The 20,006-nt window shown below is 69.6% G+C and carries 25 protein-coding genes and 1 tRNA gene; 8 read left to right on the top strand and 18 right to left on the bottom strand.

Translation table 11 applies throughout. From position 1 onward, the window contains the following. Positions 1–71 precede the first annotated feature (71 nt). The 3 genes from ABZ803_RS07775 to ABZ803_RS07765 form a co-directional block, all read right to left on the bottom strand. A complete protein-coding gene (locus ABZ803_RS07775; RefSeq protein WP_357034068.1) occupies positions 72–521 on the bottom strand; it encodes a nuclear transport factor 2 family protein in 450 nt (149 codons plus the stop codon). A gap of 24 nt (positions 522–545) precedes the next feature. Beyond that, the gene (locus ABZ803_RS07770) at positions 546–1,388 is read right to left on the bottom strand and encodes a pyridoxamine 5'-phosphate oxidase family protein (RefSeq protein ID WP_357034365.1); all 843 of its coding nucleotides are present in this window, start codon (positions 1,386–1,388) and stop codon (positions 546–548) included. Positions 1,389–1,463: 75 nt separating this feature from the next. After that, positions 1,464–1,925 carry a VOC family protein gene (locus ABZ803_RS07765; RefSeq protein ID WP_062974049.1) on the bottom strand — a complete coding sequence of 154 codons (462 nt, stop codon included), beginning with the start codon at positions 1,923–1,925 and terminating at the stop codon, positions 1,464–1,466. A 153-nt stretch (positions 1,926–2,078) separates the two neighbouring features. Here ABZ803_RS07765 and ABZ803_RS07760 point away from each other — a divergent pair, with 153 nt between their 5' ends. Then, on the top strand, positions 2,079–2,594 hold the full coding sequence (locus tag ABZ803_RS07760) for a CGNR zinc finger domain-containing protein (RefSeq protein ID WP_357034066.1): 516 nt from the start codon (positions 2,079–2,081) through the stop codon (positions 2,592–2,594). 3 nt (positions 2,595–2,597) lie between these two features. Here the strand turns inward: ABZ803_RS07760 and ABZ803_RS07755 are convergent, their stop codons facing one another. The 7 genes from ABZ803_RS07755 to ABZ803_RS07725 form a co-directional block, all read right to left on the bottom strand. Further along, a complete protein-coding gene (locus tag ABZ803_RS07755; protein ID WP_357034064.1) occupies positions 2,598–3,842 on the bottom strand; it encodes a phosphotransferase in 1,245 nt (414 codons plus the stop codon). After that, positions 3,839–4,033: a DUF3046 domain-containing protein gene (locus ABZ803_RS07750; protein ID WP_357034062.1), complete on the bottom strand. Its 195-nt coding sequence runs from the start codon at positions 4,031–4,033 to the stop codon at positions 3,839–3,841. Before ABZ803_RS07750 ends, ABZ803_RS07755 begins: the two co-directional genes overlap by 4 nt. 64 nt (positions 4,034–4,097) lie before the next feature. Further along, complete coding sequence (locus ABZ803_RS07745) at positions 4,098–5,255, bottom strand: nucleotide disphospho-sugar-binding domain-containing protein (RefSeq protein ID WP_357034060.1); 1,158 nt, start codon at positions 5,253–5,255, stop codon at positions 4,098–4,100. 84 nt (positions 5,256–5,339) lie between these two features. After that, positions 5,340–5,513: a hypothetical protein gene (locus ABZ803_RS07740; protein WP_039799283.1), complete on the bottom strand. Its 174-nt coding sequence runs from the start codon at positions 5,511–5,513 to the stop codon at positions 5,340–5,342. Between the two features lie 218 nt (positions 5,514–5,731). Then, on the bottom strand, positions 5,732–6,361 hold the full coding sequence (locus tag ABZ803_RS07735) for a PRC-barrel domain-containing protein (RefSeq protein WP_357034058.1): 630 nt from the start codon (positions 6,359–6,361) through the stop codon (positions 5,732–5,734). 79 nt (positions 6,362–6,440) lie between these two features. Continuing rightward, a complete protein-coding gene (locus ABZ803_RS07730; RefSeq protein WP_357034056.1) occupies positions 6,441–6,605 on the bottom strand; it encodes a hypothetical protein in 165 nt (54 codons plus the stop codon). 170 nt (positions 6,606–6,775) lie between these two features. Next, positions 6,776–8,302, bottom strand: coding sequence for a phosphatase PAP2 family protein (locus ABZ803_RS07725; RefSeq protein ID WP_357034054.1), 1,527 nt, complete (start codon positions 8,300–8,302; stop codon positions 6,776–6,778). Positions 8,303–8,553: 251 nt separating this feature from the next. Between ABZ803_RS07725 and ABZ803_RS07720 the strand changes: the two genes are divergently transcribed. After that, complete coding sequence (locus ABZ803_RS07720; RefSeq protein ID WP_062974059.1) at positions 8,554–8,754, top strand: hypothetical protein; 201 nt, start codon at positions 8,554–8,556, stop codon at positions 8,752–8,754. A gap of 11 nt (positions 8,755–8,765) precedes the next feature. On the opposite strand, the gene ABZ803_RS07715 is transcribed toward ABZ803_RS07720, so the two are convergent. The 5 genes from ABZ803_RS07715 to pgsA all read right to left on the bottom strand — a co-directional run bounded on the left by ABZ803_RS07715 (position 8,766) and on the right by pgsA (position 12,575). Then, on the bottom strand, positions 8,766–9,656 hold the full coding sequence (locus tag ABZ803_RS07715; RefSeq protein WP_357034052.1) for a hypothetical protein: 891 nt from the start codon (positions 9,654–9,656) through the stop codon (positions 8,766–8,768). A 141-nt stretch (positions 9,657–9,797) separates the two neighbouring features. Continuing rightward, entirely contained in the window at positions 9,798–10,619 is an 822-nt protein-coding gene (gene pspA, locus ABZ803_RS07710) for a phage shock protein PspA (RefSeq protein WP_062974061.1), read from the bottom strand. A gap of 199 nt (positions 10,620–10,818) precedes the next feature. Then, positions 10,819–11,280 carry a helix-turn-helix transcriptional regulator gene (locus ABZ803_RS07705; protein ID WP_357034050.1) on the bottom strand — a complete coding sequence of 154 codons (462 nt, stop codon included), beginning with the start codon at positions 11,278–11,280 and terminating at the stop codon, positions 10,819–10,821. 111 nt (positions 11,281–11,391) lie between these two features. Continuing rightward, positions 11,392–11,919 carry a nicotinamide-nucleotide amidohydrolase family protein gene (locus ABZ803_RS07700; RefSeq protein WP_062974110.1) on the bottom strand — a complete coding sequence of 176 codons (528 nt, stop codon included), beginning with the start codon at positions 11,917–11,919 and terminating at the stop codon, positions 11,392–11,394. Further along, entirely contained in the window at positions 11,916–12,575 is a 660-nt protein-coding gene (gene pgsA / locus ABZ803_RS07695) for a CDP-diacylglycerol--glycerol-3-phosphate 3-phosphatidyltransferase (RefSeq protein ID WP_357034048.1), read from the bottom strand. The genes ABZ803_RS07700 and pgsA overlap by 4 nt, the downstream gene beginning before the upstream one ends. Before the next feature lie 142 nt (positions 12,576–12,717). Here pgsA and ABZ803_RS07690 point away from each other — a divergent pair, with 142 nt between their 5' ends. Further along, positions 12,718–13,284: an amino-acid N-acetyltransferase gene (locus ABZ803_RS07690; protein WP_040867957.1), complete on the top strand. Its 567-nt coding sequence runs from the start codon at positions 12,718–12,720 to the stop codon at positions 13,282–13,284. 27 nt (positions 13,285–13,311) lie between these two features. Then, positions 13,312–13,596, top strand: a complete 285-nt coding sequence (locus tag ABZ803_RS07685) for a YciI family protein (protein WP_357034046.1) — start codon at positions 13,312–13,314, stop codon at positions 13,594–13,596. Positions 13,597–13,600: 4 nt separating this feature from the next. On the opposite strand, the gene ABZ803_RS07680 is transcribed toward ABZ803_RS07685, so the two are convergent. After that, the gene (locus ABZ803_RS07680; RefSeq protein ID WP_357034044.1) at positions 13,601–14,581 is read right to left on the bottom strand and encodes a TerC family protein; all 981 of its coding nucleotides are present in this window, start codon (positions 14,579–14,581) and stop codon (positions 13,601–13,603) included. Positions 14,582–15,351: 770 nt separating this feature from the next. Between ABZ803_RS07680 and ABZ803_RS07675 the strand changes: the two genes are divergently transcribed. Continuing rightward, a tRNA-Leu gene (locus tag ABZ803_RS07675) sits at positions 15,352–15,428 on the top strand. A gap of 6 nt (positions 15,429–15,434) precedes the next feature. Here ABZ803_RS07675 and ABZ803_RS07670 read toward each other — a convergent pair. Then, positions 15,435–17,840, bottom strand: a complete 2,406-nt coding sequence (locus tag ABZ803_RS07670; RefSeq protein WP_357034042.1) for a DNA translocase FtsK — start codon at positions 17,838–17,840, stop codon at positions 15,435–15,437. Here ABZ803_RS07670 and ABZ803_RS07665 point away from each other — a divergent pair. Continuing rightward, positions 17,833–18,060 (top strand): hypothetical protein, encoded by a 228-nt coding sequence (locus ABZ803_RS07665; RefSeq protein ID WP_357034040.1) that lies wholly within the window; start codon positions 17,833–17,835, stop codon positions 18,058–18,060. The genes ABZ803_RS07670 and ABZ803_RS07665 overlap by 8 nt on opposite strands. Positions 18,061–18,163: 103 nt before the next feature. Here ABZ803_RS07665 and ABZ803_RS07660 read toward each other — a convergent pair whose 3' ends face one another. After that, complete coding sequence (locus ABZ803_RS07660) at positions 18,164–18,787, bottom strand: TIGR03085 family metal-binding protein (protein WP_357034038.1); 624 nt, start codon at positions 18,785–18,787, stop codon at positions 18,164–18,166. A gap of 207 nt (positions 18,788–18,994) precedes the next feature. On the opposite strand from ABZ803_RS07660, the gene ABZ803_RS07655 reads away from it, so the two are divergent. Both ABZ803_RS07655 and ABZ803_RS07650 read left to right on the top strand, forming a co-directional pair. Then, positions 18,995–19,375: a DUF4189 domain-containing protein gene (locus ABZ803_RS07655; protein ID WP_357034036.1), complete on the top strand. Its 381-nt coding sequence runs from the start codon at positions 18,995–18,997 to the stop codon at positions 19,373–19,375. Between the two features lie 29 nt (positions 19,376–19,404). Continuing rightward, positions 19,405–19,962, top strand: a complete 558-nt coding sequence (locus ABZ803_RS07650) for a hypothetical protein (RefSeq protein ID WP_357034034.1) — start codon at positions 19,405–19,407, stop codon at positions 19,960–19,962. Positions 19,963–20,006: the final 44 nt, after the last annotated feature.

The raw sequence follows: 20,006 nt of genomic DNA, 5'->3' as shown, positions 1-20,006 counted from the left end.
CCGAGACGACGAGACGGCGGCGGCGCGTGGGCGCCGCCGTCTCCTGTGCCCGCGTGGTCCGGAGGGCTTCCTCAGTGCTGGGGCAGCACCGTCTCGTCGCCCGGATCGCGCGGCCCGAAGATGCGCCGCTCGGATTCCTCGATGCGGACGTCGTTGATGCTGGCCTCCCGCCGGGACATCAGCCCGTCCGGCGCGAACTCCCACTGCTCGTTACCGTAGCTGCGGAACCACCGGCCGGACTCGTCGTGCCATTCGTACTGGAAGCGCACCGCGATGCGGTTGCCTTCGAAGGCCCACAGATCCTTGCGCAGCGCGTAGCCGTTCTCGATGGACCACTTCCTGGTGAGGAACTCCACGATGGCGGCGCGGCCGGTGAAGAATTCCGCACGATTGCGCCACACCGAGTCCTCGGTGTAAGCGGCGGCGACCCGCTCCGGATCACGGGTGTTCCAGGCGTTCTCGGCGGCCCGCACTTTGGCTTTCGCTGATTCCGCGTCGAACGGTGGCAGGGGAGGTCGCATGGGACGGCTCCTTTCTCATGAGGTTCAGGGGTTGACGGGCGACAGTTCGGCAGGTCCCCACCGCAGTGCTCCCCCGGGCCGCTCGAGTACCTCCTCGACGGTGAAGTCGAGGGAGCACTGTGCGCCTGCCGCGAAAGTCTCGGAGGACCAGATCAACTCGGCGGTGCCGGTGAGTTGCAATGTGGCGCCCGTGGACCAATCGGGGATCAGGATCCCGCACCGGGGGTTGACCTCGATGTTGCCGAGCGTCATGAACATCGAATTGCCCCGGTAATCCGGCCAGCGCAGCCGCGTGGGCGAAAGCACTTGGAGGAAACCCGGATTCCCGCCACGATGCGAGGCGTCGGCGTTGCCGTCGGTGTCCGCGGTCGCGACGAAGAACGTGTCGGCCACCGCTATCGCGGCCCGTTGGTCGGCATCGAGTTCGGCACTGTGACGCACCGCCAGCGCCTCGGCAGCGGGCGTATAGCTCTCGACCTCACGCCGGGAGATGTACTTGGGACAGTTCGAGTACACCTGGTCGGTGACGATGCGCAGGCCCGCGCCCTCCGGCGTCGATCTGCCGTTGACCCGCATCCGCCTGCGCCGCTGCGGTTGCAGGGCGATCATGCCGACGCCACAGCGATGAGTCAACGCTTCGTGCAACGGATCGGTGGCCGCGGGCCGGACGCCGACCGATATCGTCCGGTCGTCCACCGCCCGGACGAAACCCGGCTGCCCGACCAGCTCGCTCGCCCACAGCCTGCCCGCCGTGTCGGCGGCGGCGAGCACGACCATCCGCTGTTCGGCCAGGAATCCCGCGGCAACCGCGGGGATATCGGGACGGATCATGCGGCCGACCCGTTCGGCGATGTCCGCCTGAGCCATCCGGCGCTGGACGGCGACCTCTCCGCGATGAAACGGCTCAGCCACGATGCTCCCTTCGCTACGCGGACGACCGGATCAGAAGAAGCCGCAGGTCGGGGCGGCGCCGCTGGGCGCGGGCGCGGATTCCGCGCCGCTGGGCGCGTAGACCTCCAGGCGAATGCCGTCGGGATCGGTGAAGAAAATCCCGCCCGAGGCGACGCCCTCGCCGTGCGCCACCACCCCGTCGTGCGCGAAGGCCACCGACAGCTCACGCAACACCCGCTCCACCGCGCGCACTTGGTCGATGCTGTCGACCTGGAAGGAAAGGTGATGCAGGCCGGGCGTTTCGGTGGAGAAAGCGCCATCGCTCTGTTCCCACAGCGTGACGACCAGCTTGCCGTCCGCCCCGAGGAAGGCCCAGCGACGCTGGTCGTCGGCGCTCGCGGCGAGCTGCTCGAAGCCGAGGGCCCGGCGATAGAAGTCCACCGAACGATCCAGATCGGAAACGTTCAGGCCGATGTGCCCGGTGGCGAGCTGAGGTGCGGCGACCGCGGTCATAAGTTCCTCCTCGGAATGATTAACTGCTCATTACGGTTTTGACAGTTAGAACATACTGCCCGACACCACTTGCGTCAACCACTGAAAATGGTTTGACCAGTTAGACAGGAGGTGGCCGCCTTGGACCGCGACGCGCACTCGATACCCTCGGGCATGCCCGATCCACGCCCCCACCTCGGTGAACCCCTGGCGCTCGATCTGCTGAACACGAGATGGATCGAGCACGAACCACAGGACCTGCTCACCGAGGTCGCCGGCCTACGCACTTGGCTGACGACCGCCGGCCTCACCGATCGCGCGACCGCCGACGAGGCCACCTTGCACGCCGTACTGGCCGCGCGCACAGCCATCTACGACGTGGTGGTGCACGCCTCCCCCGCGGGGCTCAACGACGTGCTGGCACACGGCCGCATCCGCCGCGCACTCACCGAGACCGGACCCGCCGACCTGGCGGACGTGCCGGAACAAGCCTGGCTGCCCGCCTGGCTGGCCGCCGACAACCTGCTGGAACTGCTGCGCGCCGCGCCCGACCGGATCCGTCAGTGCGCGCACCCGGAGTGCGTGCTGTTCTTCTACGACACCTCGAAGAACGGAACCCGCCGCTGGCACTCCATGGCCACCTGCGGCAACCGCACCAAAGCGGCTCGCCACTACGCGCGCAAAGGGTGAAGCTCAGAACAATTCGTCGAGCAGGCGGTAGTACCCCAAGCGGCTCTCGTCCGGCTCGGCCAACCCGTAGGCCGCGAAGAAGGCCGTCACTTCCGCGTCGCCGAAGTCCGCGCGCAGATCGCGGACGGCCAGTGCCAGATCGCGGTAACGGTCGGCCACGCCGAGTGCGCCCACGTCGAGCAGGATCTCGTTCTCCAGCATGTTCGGCGGGGTGAAATCACCGTGCGCCACCACCAGGTCCTCCCCCGTCGGCCGCTGCCGGAGCAACCGGGTGAGCACGTCCGCCGGGGTGATTCCGCGGTTGTCCTCGTCGAAATCCTCCGCGTCCACGAGCCCTTCGACGACGTTGCGGCGCGCCTGTGCCAGAACGACGTCGAGGCGGCCGTCGAACGGGCACTCGGTCACCGGAATGCTGTGCAGCCGTCGCAGTAGCCCGCCCAGCACGGCGCCGATCGGCGCCGCGGGCGTGCTGCCGGAGTTCGCTCGCGCCGCCAGGCTGGGCGCGCCCGCGTCCGTGAGCACCAGGACGTCGTCTTCGAACGCCGCGACCTCCGGTACGGCGATCCCGTGCTCGCGCAACCAGGTGAGCCGCTCGTACTCGGCGACCGCCTTCGGTCCGCGTTTGAGCCAGTAGGCGCCGTCGACCGACACCACCCCACCGCTGAGGCCCTCGTGTTCGTCCGACCAGCTCGACGCCTCGCCGAACAGCGCCGCGACGGTGGGCGGCAACGGGATCGGCAGCTCGCCCAGCGTGTCCAGCGCGGCGCGGGTGGCCTCGATCTCCTCGGGATCGCCTTCGGCGACGCGCAGCCGCATCGCCTCGGTCAGCAGCGCGCGCGCCTCGGTCAGGTGATTGCGCTCGGCGAGCGCCTTGCCCAAGTGCTGCACGGCGAAGGAGAGCACTTCCGGAGCGGCCGCTCGCGCGTGCGCCACGGCGCGGCGGTACAACGTCTCGGCGGTGCCGACGTCGCCGCGGTAGCGGTAGACGTCACCCAGGTTGATCCAGACACTGATCCTGCGCCGCTCGGTGTCCACCAGTTCCAGCGCGCGATCGAGGTGATCGAGCGCCTCGTCGTAGCGGCCGAGCAACATCAGCTCGATGCCGGTCTGCCGGTAGCCGGCGAAGTCGTCGGGGCGGGCCTGCGCCACCCGGGCGGCCAGGCGCTGCGGGTCGTGCGGGATCATCCGCTGCCGCTCGTCGAACCGGTACAGCGGCTCGTCCCGCTCCACCTGCCCCGGGGCGCTCACCAGCGCGCCCTTGGCACGTCGAATTCGGCGCACAGGGCGCGCCATACGTCGCGGGGGTCGATCCCCGCCTCGATGGCGTCGGCGCCGGTGCGCCCGCCCAGCTTGGGGATCACATGGTCGGCCAGCAGGGCGTCGCCCCGGGCCACACCGAACTCGGTGTGCAACAGTTCCTGGAACTCGGTCAACCGCACCGTCCCGAACTTACTCCCATTCCGCGCGTCGCCAGGTCAGTGGCACACCCGGCACCCGCGTCGATCAGTAGTGCACGGCGTGGCGGACCTGGTGGCACAGGCCGACGGGATCCGGGAACTCGGTCGTGGCCGCGGCTTGCCGGGCCGCCGCGGTGTAGCCGGGGTCGGCGAGGACTTCCTGAACCGCGGCGCGGACGGCATCGGACGACAGCGGCCGGACGACGATCGAACTGCCCTGCCGCGCAGCCCGATTGGCCAGCTCCCACTGGTCGCCGCCGCCGGGAACGGTGACGATCGGGACACCCGCGGACAGTGTCTTGGCGAGCAGGCCGTGACCGCCGCCGCCCACGACGACGGACGCGTGGGTCAGCAGTTCGTCTTGCCGCCCCAGCCCCGCCGTGGCCCACGACGGCAGGTCGGCGGGCGGCGCGTCCAGCATCGAAATCGCCACGCGGACACCGGTTCCCTCCAGAGCCTCGAGCACGGTCTCCGCCATGCCCGCCACGCCGGTGTGCGCGGTCGATGGGGCGACCATGACCAGCGGTCCGTCACCGGGCGGAAGGTCCAGAATCGTGTCGGTGGGCTCCCACAGCAGCGGGCCGATCACGTGGGTGGATTCCGGCCAGTCGGGGCGCGGCACCTCGAGTGCGGGCAGGGTGGCGATCAGGCGAGCAGCGGGACCGGGGTCGGCGGCCGGGAGACCGACGCTCTCGCGGGCCCGCTCGCGCTGGCGGAGCCCGTTCCGGAGGGCACGCGCGGTCATGCCGCGCAGTACACCGTCGCGCATCCGCCCGCGCAGACCCGCGCCGGGGGCGAGCCCGCTTCCGATGGGCGGCAAACCCTTCGACGGCAGATACAGCGGATGCGGGGACAGTTCCACCCACGGGACGCCGAGCCGCTCCGCGGCCATCCCGCCGCCCGCGGTCAGCACGTCGGAGATCACCAGTTCGGGCAGCATGGCGCTCAGTTCGGGCAGGATCTCGGTGGAGATGTGCGCGGCCCGCTCGTGGATGCGCTGCCCCGCGTCGGCGTCGTCGTCCACCGGCCGGGGCGCCAGGCCCTTGAGTCTGCGCACACCGATGCCCGCGGCGAGGGCGGCGTCGAACCAGCGCGGACCGGTGAACAAGACAGGCTCGTCACCGGCCGCCAAGAACCGCAGGCACAACGCGATAGCGGGGAACGCGTGACCGGGATCGGGCCCTGCGACGACGGCTACTCGCATTCGCCTAGCCTGCCACACCCGCGTACGAGCCGATCACACCCGCGTCGCGGCGGCGCGGAGTCGAAGGCGCCGCCGCCTCTCCCGCTACAGCTTGCTCACCGTCGAGTTGTCCGAGCCCGACACCGCCTTGTACAGCAGGTACAGCCCGAACACGATGGCGCTGATCACCAAGATGGGGAACAGGCCCTTGATCAGCGCGCCGATGACCGCCAGCGCGATCCAGACGACCGCGACGATACCGATGATCTTCCACAACATTTCGATGCCTTCCGAAGTCCGTTTACGCTTCGAGCATGGCATCCGAATGAGGGTGAATCACCAGGTGAGGCGGGATATGGGGGTGGAAATCAGGGTTCCTCCGGACGCGGGTCGCTCGCCTGTGGCGTGCCGATCGGGGTTTTCTCCAGGCCTGTGGCGCGGGCGAACGGAAACGGGACCCGGCCACGCGGTCGGCGCGCCGGGTCCCACCCGCCAGATCAGCCCCGTCGGCGCTCGGCGTCCGGGAGGTCTCCGGTCAGGGGGTCGTCGTGCGCCATGCCGTCCGGTTCCCGCATACCGAGATCTGCCGTGTCGACGGCGTAGGAGTCGATCATCGGGTCGCGTCCCACACGAGCCCGTTCGCCCGCGGGCGGCATCCGCAGCGTCTCCTCCTCGCTTCCCGGATAGGTCCGCATCCGGGCCGGGGCGGCGTCTCCCGGTTGTCCGGCGCGCTCCTGCGGCGGGCGAGTCATCTCGGGGCGGGCTCGCCGCGGCTGCGGCACCGGCTGCCTGCCGTAGACGTCCCAGGCGGCCTGCTCCGGGTCGATCTGGTAATGATCGAACAGTTCCTGCTCGGCCTGCGGGCTGATCTGCCCGTTGTGGTCGAGCTGGGGCGAGGCCTTCACCGCGTCCTTGCCGACCCGCACCTGCAACGTGGCCGACTCGGGGCGGTGCTCGGCCCCGGCCAGCGGGACCAGGGCGTCGGCACTGAACAGGCCGGTGGACACCGCGATCCAGGTGGGTGACCCGGAATTGTTGTCGACGTAGACCCGCTTGACCTTGCCGATCTTCTCGCCTTCGGGACCGTACACCGAGCTTCCGATGAGCGTTTCCAGCATTTCAGTCATGGGTTCCTCCGCAGTTCGGCCGTGCGACGGGCAGCCCGGCAGAACGCGGCCGACCACCGCACGTGCTGAGAAAAGGGGTTCAATCGCTTGTGGGTCGATCGGTGACGTCGGGGCCTGCGACGCGCTGCGCTCTGCGCGACAGCCGCACCGGGTCCTCGGCGGTCTCACACGACAGATACCGGCTGACATCCAGCCGCTGCGTGTCCTGGTCGAGCAGCGATCGACGGTAGGAAACATCAAGCATGACGTGCTCCTGCCCAGTAGTGCATGTTCCCGGCCCCAGACGAAGCCGGAAGAGATCAGCTACAGGGTGGCAACTACCCCGGCGTGGCACGATCAAACAGGAAAAGCCGCAATTCGCCGACCAGTCGCGACCGATAGGGCTAGATAGCAATCAAGCAGCTATCTAGCTGATCACTGCAGCCCGCGCCGGGCGGTATCGGAAGCGGAAGCCCCCTTGAGCAGCATCAGCGCCGAGGGCCCGCTGGTGAACCGGAAGTCCTTGCCGCGGTGGTCCACCTCGCCGTCGGTAGCCAAGGAGACCGGCTGCTCGGCCACCCGCACCTCCACGCGGGAGACCCGGCGGTGCCGGTAGGTGGGCGAATACTCCAGCGTGCCGGTGAACGTCGCGAAGACCAGCCGCAGCCGCGAGAAGGGGACGTCGGCGCGCAGGTAGCGGACGTCGAGGGTGCCGCCGTGCAGCTCAGGGCGCGACATCGGGATCTGGTCGGCGGGGTGGTAGGTGCCGTTGCCGACGAACAGCATCCACAGCGCGGCGCGGGCGCCGTCGATGGTGACGTGCAGCGGCTGAGCCCGGAACAACACGCGCACCATGGCCATTCCCGCGGCCGGCCATTTACCGATCCGGCGCTCCCAGCGCTCGCGGACGCGCACGAAGTCGGGATAACCGCCGAGACTGGCGGTGTTGACGAAGACGCGCCGCTCGGCGTCGTCGAAGCACACCTCGGCCACGTCCACACGAACCGCTTCGCCCGTTTCCAGCCCGGCGAGGGTCACTTCGGCGTCCTCGACTCCGGCATCCCTCGCGAAGTGGTTGAGCGTGCCGCCCGCGAAGACCGCCAGCGGCAACCGGTGGCGCACCGCGTACTCCGCGACCGCGGACACCGTCCCGTCTCCGCCCACGACGCCGAGCGCGACGATGTCGTCGCGCCGCAGCAGTTCGCCTGCCCGCGCCTCGACATCCTCGTCGCCGCCGAGCTCGAGCACCTCGGCGGCGGGCAGCCGGTCACGCAGGGCGGCGAGCGCGTCGTCGCCGCCGCCCGATCCCGCGTGCGGATTGCCGATCAGCAGCAGCCCGGCGCCGCCCGGCAGCGGATCCACGTGCTCGACCCGCCCCAGGGTGGCGGGCCCGTCGTCGCGCACCGCCCACCACCGCCGGGTGCCCAGCGCGACCGCGCCGCCGAACAGCGCGCCCGCGACCACGTCGGACGGCCAGTGCACGCCGATGTGCACGCGCGAATAGCCGACTGCGGCGGCGACCGGGGCCACCGCGGCGGCCGCCACGGGAGATTCCAGCGCCAAGCCCGTCGCGAAGGCGGCCGCGGAAGCCGAATGCCCGGACGGGAACGACGACGAGACCGGCGGTGTGACCAGCCTGCGCACGAACGGGACGGACTCGTCCGGCGGACGGCGGCGCGGAAACAGCGGCTTGGCCACGCCGTTGGCCACGCCGCTGGCGATGCTCAGCGCGAGCAGCCCGCGCACCGCGCCGCGCCGGGTCGAGCGATCCCCGGCCACGAACAGGACCGCCCCGAGCGCGATCCACAAGCGATTCTTGTCAGCGGAGGTGCTCAACGCCTTCAGCACCCGGTCCGCCGGGGTCGGCCGCACGCGCGCACTGCGGCCGACCAGCCAGCGATCCAGGCTGCTCGTCAGTCCGACCACCCCACCGTCGCGCCCGCGAGTCGAGAGAAACCGCATCGCCGCAGCCTACCGACCGCGTGGGCGCCGCGTCGGGGCTACCGCTGCGCCCGCGGCCGCGCGCCCAGGTGTTGGCGGACGCTGTCGGCGCTGTCACAAACCGGCTAGTACGCCATTTCAGTGCACGGATGTACTCTGATCTCGAACGCACAGTGGCGTTGCGCGACAACAGGGAAGGGATGATCGAATGACGCAGACACCCCAATCAGCACACAGTCATGCACCGAATCTCGGGTAACGGCCGGGACTCGATGGAAAACACGAACGAGCTGGCGCAGGAACTCGCGGCCGCGGCACGGCGGCACGGTTCGGCGATCGCGGGGATCGTCGGATCGGCCGCCCGTAAGGCGTCCTGGGAGGTACTCGATCTCATGGCCGAGAGCCGGGAACTGATGGGCGCGGCGTTTCGCGCCCGGGCCGAGGAACTCCGCCGCCGGGACCGGCAGAACTGAAACGGGTGCGATCAGATCGGTGGCCGCGGCGACGCGGGCACCGATTTGTCGGCCACCTCGATGAGGGCCTGGGCCCACCCGTCCAGCCGGTCGGAGGCGTGGCGCAGATCCGCGACAATGGTGTCGAAGTGGTGGCGCACCACGGTGTTCTCCGGAACCGCGAGAATCCGGCCCGCCGCGGCGACGACCTGCTCGTACTCCGCGACGCCCGCGTCCAGCCTGGCCGCGGTCAGCCGCAGGTTCTCGGTGAGTGCCACCGCCGCGGGCGAATTCGCGCTTCCCATGGCGCCGAGGCCCTGTTCCATCGCCGTGATGTCGGCGGCCAGCGCGTGCAGCGCCGCCGCGCCCGAGCCGGCCGTCTCGAGCATGTCGGCCAGTTCGTCGGTGGGCAGCCGATGCGAGCGAGCGATGTGAACGCCCATCCCGTGCAAGGCCTTCTCCGCGCGCACCAGACGCGCGATCGACGGGCGCGCGATCGACCACAACGGAGGCTGCTTGCGCGGAATGAACGCCGCCTGCGGCAGCGGTGCGCCCCGCAGCCGCAGATAGCGGCGCGTGCTCAGCGCCGCACCGGTGACCAGCGCGACCGCGCCGCCGCCGACCATGACCACGGCCCACACCGGCGCGGAAACGACCACGAGGCCAACGGTTCCCGCCGTGGTGAGGCCGGACACGGTGCCCAGCTGGAAGCTGCGCCTGCGAGCCCTGCGGCGGCGGCGCAGCTCACGCTCCCGCGGATCGGCCCAGCGCCGCACGGCGACGAGCGCGTTCTCACCGACTTCGCGAAGACTGTCCGGCAGGCTGCCCGGCTGTGGCGCGAGCGCGGCTTGTGCCCGGATCATCGCCGACCCGCGCAGGCGCCGCGCGTCGAGCTGCCGCTCGCGAAATACACTGCCGCTCATACCTTCTCTCCCACCGGTTGCACACATCGGACAGGCCGAGACCCGACTCGGCCGACGGCCGGCCGGTCGGGTCCCCGCGCCTTGTCTTCCAGTGAACCAGCCCCCACCGACACGCGTTGGCCGAACGCCCGGTCGCGGCGGTTACTGCTGCGCGGCCTGCCCCTTGTTCATCTGCGGTTGTGCCGAATTCGCCTGCGCCGGATTGATGGCGGGCTGGGCGCCACCGGCCGGCAGCTGGTCGCCGCGCATGGACGCGCGGATCTGCTCCAGCTTGCTGTGCCCGGCCATCTGGATGCTGGCCTGCTGCACCTCGAGCATCCGGCCCTGCACCGAGTTCTGCGCGAGTTCGGCGGCACCCAGCGCGTTGGCGTAGCGGCGCTCGATCTTCTCGCGGACCGCGTCCAGGCTCGGCGTGCTGCCCGGCGCCGACAGCGTCGAATCCATCTGCTGCAGCGAGGCGGAGACCTGCTCCTGCATCTTCGCCTGTTCCAGCTGGCTGAGCAGCTTGGTGCGCTCGGCGACCTTCTGCTGCAGCAGCATCGCGTTCTGCTCCACGGCCTTCTTGGCCTGGGCCGCCGCCTGTAGCGACTGGTCGTGCAGCACCTTCAGGTCCTCGACGGACTGCTCGGCGGTGACCAGCTGCGCGGCGAACGCCTCGGCGGCGTTGGTGTACTGGATCGCCTTCTCGGTGTCGCCCGCCGCCGTGGCCTGATCGGCCAGCAGGACGGCCTGGCGCGCGTTGGCGTTGAGCTTCTCGACTTCGTCCAGTTGCCGGTTCAGCTTCATCTCCAGCTGACGCTGGTTGCCGATGACCGACGCGGCCTGCTGGGAGAGGGCCTGGTGCTGCCGCTGGGCTTCCTCGATAGCCTGCTGAATCTGGACCTTCGGATCCGCGTGCTCCTCGATCTTCGAATCGAAGAGGGCCATCAGGTATTTCCAGGCCTTGACGAACGGACTAGCCATCGATTGATCCCGCCTCCATCTGACATGCCGCGCTCCGGCGCGACTCCAGTGCGCGACCGTCACGCACCCGATATGTGCCTATCCTCCATCATGCGGCACCCGGGCCGGGCGAACCCGGCCCGATCGACGCCTAGGGAGAATCTATCCGCTTTCCGCGGCGGCCCGCAGTGTTGCCGCCGTGGCCACGTCTCGTAGTGCGTCACACGCCCTTCACCAGGACCAGCATGTCCGACCGCGGAGCGGGGATGACGATCCGCGTGTCCTCCGCCAGCGGCAGCGGCCGCGCGGCCGCGTCGGCCGCCGACATGCTCGCCGTCGCCGGAGCGGGCGCGGATTCGTCCTGCGCCGCGGGCTCGGCCGCGGTCCGCTCCGACTCGACGGCGGCCGCGGCCGCCGCGTCGTCCGCGGGCGCACCGGCCGCCGGTCCGTCGGCCCCCGCCATGAGCGTGCTCACATCCCACAGCACCCGTGACAGCGGGACGTCCAGCGCTTCGCAGATGGCGGCCAGCAGTTCGCTGGAGGCCTCCTTGCGACCGCGCTCGACTTCGGAGAGATAGCCCAAGCTGACCCGCGCCGAGGTCGACACCTCGCGCAAGGTCCGATTCTGGGCGAGACGCGCACGCCGCAGACTGTCCCCGATGGCCTCTCGCAGCAGCGTCATCTCGTTCTCCTTCGCTCCCGGTCGCCGGGCCGACAGATTCTCGACCCCACGCATGCCGTTCTTTCTGGCACAACGTCGGAGCCGGGGCGGTTGGTTCCCGTCCAGGACACCTCAGCCGCTCCGCCCGACGCGGTCGGCCGGGCCCGAGCCCGCCTCCCGCACACACCGCAGCAATTCCGACACCGCCGTGCGCGTCGCACCGATTCTGATCGTCCACCGGTCGCCGGGGAGTTTCAACCGCATCACTTCGGTATGCCCGGGACCGGCCAGTCCGAGGAAGACCGTGCCGACCGGATGCCCGTCCTGCGAATCGGGGCCCGCGACGCCGGTCAGGCCGACCCCCCAGTCCGCGCCGCAGCGCGTGCGGGCGCCGACGGCCAACTGTTCGGCGGTGCTCGCCGCCACCGGCCCCTCGGTCGCGAGGACCTCCGCGTCGACACCGGCGAGGCTGTGCTTGAGGTCCGTGGCGTACACCACCAGACCGCCGCGCAGCACCGCGCTGGCGCCGGGCACCCCGGCGATGGTCGCCGCGAGCAGGCCCGCGGTCAGGGATTCGGCGGTGGCCACGGTTTGCCGCACGGTCACCAGCGCACGCACGAGATCGATGGCGGGCACGTCGGCGATCAGCGGATCGCTCATACGCCGCGCGTCCGCCCCGGGCCGCCCGCGAACCACACCCGGGCCGCCTGACCGACGTAGTCCAGTCCGGTGCCGACGGTCAGCGCGACCGCCAGGTACATCAGCGGCATGCCGATCCCGGCCGACCAGCCCGACAGCGGCAACAGCACCATGGCGATCGCCAGGGACTGGACCAGCGTCTTGAGCTTGCCGCCGCGGCCGGCCGGGATCACGCCGCGCCGCACCACGATCAAACGCAGCAGTGTGACGCCGATCTCACGTCCGCAGATCACCAGGGTGATCCACCAGGCCAGATCACCGAGCAGGGACAGCCCGATCACCGCGGACCCGATCAGCGCCTTGTCCGCGATGGGATCGGCCAGTTTGCCGAAATCGGTCACCAGGCCGTATTTGCGGGCCAATTGCCCGTCGAATCGGTCGGTGATCGCGGCGAGGCCGAACAGCGCCGCGGCGGCGATTCGCCAGCCGGTCTGGTGGCCATCCCCGACGAACAGCGCCGCGACGAACAGCGGCACGATCGCGATGCGCAGCATGGTGAGCACGTTCGCGATGTTCAGCAGCGGCGGCCCGGTCTCGGCCTGCGCGGGTGCGAAGCCGGGACGGAGCGGGGCGGGCGCGCTCCAGGGGCGGTCCGTCTCGTCGGGTTGTACGCTCATGCCTTCGCCTCACCGGCGACAGGCTCGGTCACGGCCGCCTCGTCATCACGGCGCGCCACCCGGCGCGACGCGATGAGCTGAACGAGTTGATCCGCGGCACACGTTCAGAGTATCGGTAGCCGGGCCGACTACTGTGCACCCCATGACCTCTCGGGGACCATTAGGTGGTTCGACCAGCGACGCGTATCCGGGCGCGGCTTCTGCCGCGCAGAGCTCCCTCCCGGTCGTCCGACGCGCGCGAACCTCCGATGTGCCCGAGATCAAGCGCCTCATCGACGTCTACGCGGGCCGGATCCTGCTGGAGAAGAACCTGGTCACCCTCTACGAGGCGGTGCAGGAGTTCTGGGTCGCCGAATTGGACGGCCGCGTGGTCGGCTGCGGCGCGCTGCACGTGTTGTGGGCCGACCTCGGGGAGGTGCGCACGGTCGCGGTGCACCCCGACGTCAAGGGCTCCGGTGTGGGCAAGCTCATCGTGCAGCGACTGGTCGCGGTGGCCCGCGAACTCGAGTTGCAGCGGCTGTTCGTGCTGACCTTCGAGGTGGAGTTCTTCGGCAGGCACGGCTTCGTCGAGATCGACGGCACCCCGGTCACCGCCGAGGTGTACGCCGAGATGTGCCGCTCCTACGACACCGGCGTGGCCGAGTTCCTCGATCTGAGCTATGTGAAGCCGAACACTCTCGGCAATACTCGGATGCTGCTGACGCTCTGAGTCCGTCCCCACAGGAAAGCGATACCCGTGCCGATCTACGCCGTCCACTACGTCTACTCCGAATCCACCATCGCGGGCCGGGACGCGCACCGTCCCGAGCACCGGGCCTGGCTGGCCGGCCTGCTCGAGTCGGGCGCCCTGCTCAGCAGCGGTCCGTACCCGGACGGGTCCGGAGCGCTGCTGATCTTCCGCTCGGAGGACTCGGGGCAACTGAAGGACCTGCTCGCCCGGGATCCGTTCGCCAGGGAGAACCTGATCGACGACGTCCGCGCCGTGGAGTGGGCTCCGGTCTTCGGCGCCTTCGCCTCCTGACCGGCTAACGGTCGGCGCGCACGCGCGTCCGCAGCAGGCTGGCGACCGTCGCGACCACCAGGATCCCCAGGATGACGCCCAGCGAGACGGGCGTGGAGATCTCCGGGACCGCGACGTGCTCGCCGCCGTTGACAAACGGCAGCGTGTTCTCGTGCAGGGCGTGCAGCATCAGCTTCACGCCGATGAACGCGAGGATCGCGGCCAGTCCGTAGGACAGGTAGACCAGCCGGTCGAGCAGCCCGCCGATCAGGAAGTACAGCTGTCGCAAGCCCATGAGCGCGAACGCGTTCGCGGTGAAGACGAGGTAGGGCTGCTCGGTCAGGCCGTAGATCGCCGGGATCGAGTCCAGCGCGAAGAGCAGATCGGTGAATCCGATCGCCAGCAACGCCAGCAACAGCGGCGTGACCGCCCGGCGTCCGTCGATCCTGGTCACCAGCTTGTCGCCGTCGTATTCGTCGGTGGTCGGCAGCACGCGCTTGGCCAGCGCGACGATCCGGCTGTCGCGTTTCTCCTCGACCTCGACCTCGTGGCCGCTTTCGCGCAGCAGCTTGACCGCCGTGTAGACGAGGAAGAGTCCGAACAGGTAGAAGACCCAGCTGAACGCGCTGATCGCGGCCGCGCCGACGGCGATGAACGCACCGCGCATGGCCAGGGCGAGCACGATGCCGATCAGCAGAACCTTCTGCTGGTAGATCCGCGGCACGGCGAAGGTGGACATGATGATCAGGAACACGAACAGGTTGTCCACCGAGAGCGCCTTCTCGGTGACGAAGCCCGCGTAGTACTCCCCCGCGTAGGTGGAGCCCCACTGCCAGGCGACCACGCCGCCGAACAGCAGCGCCAGCCCGATGTAGACCGCGGACCAGAATCCGGATTCGCGGAACGACGGCTCGTGCGGCGTACGGACGTGGGCGAAGAAGTCGAAGACGAACAATCCGAGGATCACCACGACGGTGATGGCCCATTCGAGTGCGGTTACGTGCATGCGGCATGCCGATCGGTAGCGAAGATCATGATGTCCATAATGCCCGCTTTGTCCGATAAGGCTCGGTAGCGGGGTGATTGCCGCCCATAATTCCACATGTGTTCAGCCGAGGGTTTCGCGCCGCAGTCCTCCAGCGTGACCGACGAACCGCAGCCTGAACCGCGCGGACCGGGACGAACGCGCGCCCGCACACGCGGGATTTGCCGACCAGACCATGTATCGCGTCACAACGGGACCCGCCCGTCTTCGGCGTCGTGGCGCACTTCGATCTGCGCCCCGCGTCGGCGACATCGCCGGACTGCGCGGTGGACACCTGCGATGCCACATGGGCAGCGACACGCTCTCGCTTGCGCGGGTTCGTCGCCCCGACGATCCGTGTTGCCCAGCCTGATTCCAGCGGCCCGGGCGGCGAACGACGGCCGACCCGGCATCCGGAGAGACCCCCGTCGAGCTATACCCTTCAGGCCCGGGAGAACTGAACCAGGTAGGGTCGTCGGCGAAGCAAAATCGGTTCGCGCCAGCGGCATCCGATGTTAGTTTCTGAGCGGCGAAGATCAGACCACAGGAAGGCGAGACGATGACCGGGACGGTGCGGCGGCAGGAGTTGCCGAGCGGTGCCCGCGAGTCGTATGCCCGCGCCGTGCTATCGGCCTTATCTGCGTGGCGGATGAGCGCGCGGAGCCGCCCCTGAACGTGTCTTTCGCAGACCCGTACGAAGGGGTCACTCCGCGGCCGACCGCCGAGGAGTGGCCCCTTTTTTTTCCGACCCATCCCTCGTAGCCCAATCGGTAGAGGCGCCGGACCTAGATTCCGGGAGATGCGAGTTCGAATCTCGCCGAGGGAACCAGCCGGATCACTCCGGCGGCTCCGCATCGCCGTCGTCCCCGCCGCCGCGGATCGACCACAGCAACCCTTCCAGCTCATCGGGTTTCACGAGCACATCACGCGCCTTGGAACCCTCGCTCGGACCGACCACGCCGCGGGTCTCCATGAGGTCCATCAGCCGCCCCGCCTTGGCGAAACCGACGCGCAGCTTGCGCTGCAGCATGGAGGTGGACCCGAACTGCGAAGTGACCACGAGTTCCACCGCCTGCAGGAAGACGTCGAGATCGTCGCCGATGTCGGGGTCGACGTCCTTCTTCTCCCCGGCCTTCGCAGCGGTCACGCCCTCTTGGTATTCCGGCTCGGCCTGGTTCTTGGTGAACTCGACGACGGCGTGGATCTCCTCGTCGCTGATGAACGCACCCTGCAACCGAGTGGGCTTGCCCGCGCCCATCGGCAGGAACAGGCCGTCACCCATGCCGATCAGCTTCTCCGCACCCGGCTGGTCGAGGATGACGCGGGAATCGGTCAGCGACGAGGTGGCGAAGGCCAGCCGGGAGGGCACGTTGGTCTTGATCAGACCCGTCACCACGTCCACCGACGGCCGCTGCGTGGCCAGCACGAGGTGAATGCCCGCCGCACGGGCCTTCTGGGTGATGCGGACGATGGCGTCCTCCACGTCGCGCGGAGCGGTCATCATCAGATCGGCCAGCTCGTCGACGATGGCCAGAATGTACGGGTAGGGCCGGTACACCCGCTCGCTACCCAGCGGCGCGGTGATCGCTCCCGACTTCACCTTCTTGTTGAAGTCGTCGATGTGGCGCACCTTGTTGGCCTGCATGTCCTGGTAGCGCTGCTCCATCTCCTCCACCAGCCAGGCCAGCGCGGCCGCGGCCTTCTTCGGCTGGGTGATGATCGGCGTGATCAAGTGCGGGATGCCCTCGTAGGGCGTCAGTTCCACCATCTTCGGGTCGATCAGGATCATGCGGACCTCGTCGGGCGTCGCCCGCTGCAGCAGCGACACCAGCATCGAGTTCACGAAGCTCGACTTACCCGAACCGGTGGAGCCCGCGACCAGCAGGTGCGGCATCTTGGCCAGGTTCGCCGAGACGAACTCGCCCTCGATGTTCTTGCCCAGACCGATCACCAGCGGGTGGTGGTCGGTGCGGGTGCTGGGCGCCTTCAGCACGTCGGCCAGTCGGACCAGCTCGCGGTCGGCGTTCGGCACCTCGATGCCGACGGCGGACTTGCCGGGGATCGGCGCGAGCAGCCGGACGTTCTCCGTCGCGACGGCGTAGGCGATATTGCGCGCCAGCGCGGTGATCTTCTCGACCTTCACGCCGGGCCCGAGCTCTACCTCATAGCGCGTGACCGTGGGGCCGCGGACGAAGCCGGTGACCGCGGCGTCGATCTTGAACTGCACCAGCACCTCGGTGATCGCCTCGATCATCGATTCGTTGGCGGCGCTGCGCTTCTTGGGCGGATCCCCGTCGGTCAGCAACGACAACGGCGGCAGGGTGTAATCGCCTTCGACCTCGCGATCGGGGACGAACTCCAGTTGCTGCGGTTGCGGCGGCGGTGGCGTCTGATCCTGCACCACCGCGGCGGGACGCTGCTTCCTCGGCTTCGGTTTCGGCGCGGGTTCCTCGCCCGGAATCTGCTTGGCGTCGCGCAGCGGTGGTTCGCCGAGCGCCTCGGTGACCGCGTCGGGGTCGCCGAACTCGTCGGGCGGGTAGTTCTCCGCGGGCGTGCGACCGCGCCGCTTGGCGGTGGTGCGATGCACCGGGAAGCCGTCGGCGTCGTAGTCGGCCGGGTCGTAATCCCGGTATTCGCCGTCGAATTCGCCGTAGTCGTCGCCACCGGTGTCGGTGCCGAAGTATCGCCGCAGCTTCTCCGGCACCTCGCGCACCGTCGTCCCGGTCACCAGCAGCGCGCCGAAGACGATGGCCAGCAACAGGATCGGGACCGAGAGCCAGGCGGTGAGGCCGTTGGTCATGGGCCCGCCGGTGACTAAACCGACGAAGCCGGCGGCCCGGGAACGCCCGTGCGCGTCGGTGGGCGCGCCCGCGGCGATATGCCACAGCCCGAGGAGCGGCAAGCCGATCAGCAAGCCGCCGAGCACCAGCCGCGGCCGGATCTCGGGGCGCGGTTCGGTACGCATCAGGACGACCGCGATCCCGGAGGCGACGAACGGCAGTGCGGCGGAGGCCGACCCGGCGATCGCGCGGATCACATCCTCCACCCAGTGGCCGATCGGCCCCCCTGCCGACAACCAGACCGCCGCCGCGATCACGGCGCTCAGTGCGATCAGCGCCAGCGCCGCGCCGTCGCGCCGATGTCCGTGTTCGATCTCGCCCGCGCGGCTCAGCGTGCGCGTGGTCGCGCCGAGCCCGCGGGCCAGCATCGTCCAGCCGCTGCCGATACCGCGCGTGAACACCGCGAGCGGAGCCGTGTTCGACGGGCGGCGCGCCGGACGCCGGGCCGCGGAGCTACGCCTGCGGGGCGCGGCGGTCGTTCTGGGCGTTGCCGCGCGGGGCGTCGCCGCGCGGGGCGTGGCCGCGCGAGACCGTGCCGTGGTGGTCCTCCCCCGCGCCGATCCCGCCCGCGCCCGAGTCGTCGGGGTGCTGCGGGACTTACCTGCCATGGCCCCAGGCTAGCCGCAATCGCCCCATCCGGACCATCCGCAACACTGGTACCGTCGCGCCGCGCGCTGCTTTCCGCGGTCACCGGGACCTCCGCGACCGAGCGACGACGCTCCGATCAGACCGATCGGTCTGCCTCGAGCACTGCCCGGACGGCCTCCGGGGATCCGGCGGTCGCCAGCCGGACCTCGTCCCGCCCGAAGGCGTGCAGCACCAGTTCCGAGGGCCTACCGGTCAGCGTGACGACGTCCTCGGACGCCGAGCGCACCACCGTGCGCCTGCCGTCCGGCGTCGCCAGCTCGACCGTGACCGGCGCCTTGCGGTAGGCCATCCTGGCCGTCTTGCGCAGCATCGACCACAGCCGGTCCTCGTCGGCGGCGGGCAGTTCGCGTGGCTGCCAACCGGGCTCGGCGCGGCGCACGTCCTCGTGATGCACGAACATCTCCGACAGATTGACCACCGCGTCGAGCGGACGCAGCGGCGACCACCACGGCGGACCGGTCCGCACCTGCTCCAGCAGTTCGGCAAACGGCTTGTTCGCCGCCTTCGCCTGCACGCGGTCGAGATACGCCGCGAGCGGCTTCACCATGATGCCCCCGGCGGCGTCGGGACGCCGTTCGCGAACCACCAAGTGCGCGGCCAGGTCCCGCACCGTCCACGCGCCGCAGAGCGTGCGTGCGTCCGGGCCCGCCGCCTCCATCGCTTCGACGAGTCCCCGGCGTTCCCGCTGTGCCATAGTCACACCCCCGAACATACCGACCACCCGGCCGCACCGCCGCACGACGCGACGCCCCGCGGGGCACCGGGAGCGCGGTGCCACCCCGCGGGTTCTCGGCGTTCGCGCTCCCTATGCCGGGAAATCTCCGGCTAGCGCAATGAGAGTCGGCTCTGTACCTTGTCACTCGGTCCATCGGGTCGTGGGCCATATGACAAGAAGGGGCAAATCCTCGTGAAGAAGGTTGCTACCGGTGTGGCCGCGCTCGCGGCGGTAGGTGCCGCGCTGGCTGTCAGCGCACCCGCCGCGAACGCCTACACCAACAACTACGGCGCGATCGCGCTGTCCACCTCCACCGGTTTGATCGGGTACTCCTACGACTACCCGAACTCGGCTGCCGCGGAGCAGCGCGCTGTGAACTCCTGCGGCGCGGCGGACTGCCAGTCGGTGGTCTGGTTCCGCAACGGCTGCGGCGCCGTGGCGTACTCCGGTGACACCGGCACCTGGAGCTGGGGGTACGCGTCGTCGCGCCGCAGCGCCCAGGGCCAAGCCTTGGCGCACAACGATTCCGACGCCTACATCGTGCACTGGAACTGCACGTCCAACCACGGCTGACGCCCGGACTTCGAGTCGAAGGAAACATCGTGAAGCACCGCATTTTCCGGACCACCGTGGCCGTCGTCCTCACCGCAGCCGCCTGCTCGCTGACCGCCTGCGCCTCCAATGACGACTCCTCGTCCCCGAGCACCAGCGCCAACCCCAGCCACGCGGCGGGTGAATTGGAGGGTGGCTCGGACAAGGGCGACAAGGAGGCCGGCTCCGCGCCGACCACGCCGTCCTCACCCGCATTGCCCAAGCCCTCCGTGCAGCAACTGAACGAGCGGCTGCAGAAGGCGTTCGACCCGAACGTGCCCAACGAGGAGAAGATCAGCTGGATCCAGGCCGCCGAGCAGGATCCCTATCTGGTCGCAAACCTCGTCGAGGCCGCGAAGAAGCAGAAGGTCGCCGTCGAGGTCACCAACGTGGGCGACCCGAAGGACAACAAGCTCAAGGCCGACGCCAAGGTCACCATCGACGGCACCCCGGTGGACGACGCGTTCATCCAGTTCGTGTCCGAGGGCGGCCAATGGAAGGTCGACCACACCTTCGCCTGCAACATCGTCAAGAGCGCGAAGATCGAATCCGCCGCCTGCCAGGAGTAACCGGTCCGCAACCAGCGAAAAGCGCCGGACAGCCGAGCTGTCCG

The sequence above is a fragment of the Nocardia sp. NPDC047648 genome, from assembly GCF_040642815.1.
GTDB lineage: Bacteria > Actinomycetota > Actinomycetes > Mycobacteriales > Mycobacteriaceae > Nocardia > Nocardia gamkensis.
This window is presented reverse-complemented; position numbering and strand designations above follow the sequence as displayed.

Coding starts and splice junctions, on each gene's coding strand:
- ABZ803_RS07775 (WP_357034068.1), bottom strand. CDS start 521: ATGCGACCTCCCCTGCCACCGTTCGACGCGGAATCAGCGAAAGCCAAA.
- ABZ803_RS07730 (WP_357034056.1), bottom strand. CDS start 6,605: ATGCTTGATGTTTCCTACCGTCGATCGCTGCTCGACCAGGACACGCAG.
- ABZ803_RS07690 (WP_040867957.1), top strand. CDS start 12,718: ATGACCTCTCGGGGACCATTAGGTGGTTCGACCAGCGACGCGTATCCG.
- ABZ803_RS07760 (WP_357034066.1), top strand. CDS start 2,079: ATGCCCGATCCACGCCCCCACCTCGGTGAACCCCTGGCGCTCGATCTG.
- pspA (WP_062974061.1), bottom strand. CDS start 10,619: ATGGCTAGTCCGTTCGTCAAGGCCTGGAAATACCTGATGGCCCTCTTC.
- ABZ803_RS07700 (WP_062974110.1), bottom strand. CDS start 11,919: ATGAGCGATCCGCTGATCGCCGACGTGCCCGCCATCGATCTCGTGCGT.
- pgsA (WP_357034048.1), bottom strand. CDS start 12,575: ATGAGCGTACAACCCGACGAGACGGACCGCCCCTGGAGCGCGCCCGCC.
- ABZ803_RS07680 (WP_357034044.1), bottom strand. CDS start 14,581: ATGCACGTAACCGCACTCGAATGGGCCATCACCGTCGTGGTGATCCTC.
- ABZ803_RS07740 (WP_039799283.1), bottom strand. CDS start 5,513: ATGTTGTGGAAGATCATCGGTATCGTCGCGGTCGTCTGGATCGCGCTG.
- ABZ803_RS07715 (WP_357034052.1), bottom strand. CDS start 9,656: ATGAGCGGCAGTGTATTTCGCGAGCGGCAGCTCGACGCGCGGCGCCTG.
- ABZ803_RS07725 (WP_357034054.1), bottom strand. CDS start 8,302: ATGCGGTTTCTCTCGACTCGCGGGCGCGACGGTGGGGTGGTCGGACTG.
- ABZ803_RS07770 (WP_357034365.1), bottom strand. CDS start 1,388: ATGGCTCAGGCGGACATCGCCGAACGGGTCGGCCGCATGATCCGTCCC.
- ABZ803_RS07745 (WP_357034060.1), bottom strand. CDS start 5,255: ATGCGAGTAGCCGTCGTCGCAGGGCCCGATCCCGGTCACGCGTTCCCC.
- ABZ803_RS07720 (WP_062974059.1), top strand. CDS start 8,554: ATGGAAAACACGAACGAGCTGGCGCAGGAACTCGCGGCCGCGGCACGG.
- ABZ803_RS07765 (WP_062974049.1), bottom strand. CDS start 1,925: ATGACCGCGGTCGCCGCACCTCAGCTCGCCACCGGGCACATCGGCCTG.
- ABZ803_RS07735 (WP_357034058.1), bottom strand. CDS start 6,361: ATGACTGAAATGCTGGAAACGCTCATCGGAAGCTCGGTGTACGGTCCC.
- ABZ803_RS07705 (WP_357034050.1), bottom strand. CDS start 11,280: ATGACGCTGCTGCGAGAGGCCATCGGGGACAGTCTGCGGCGTGCGCGT.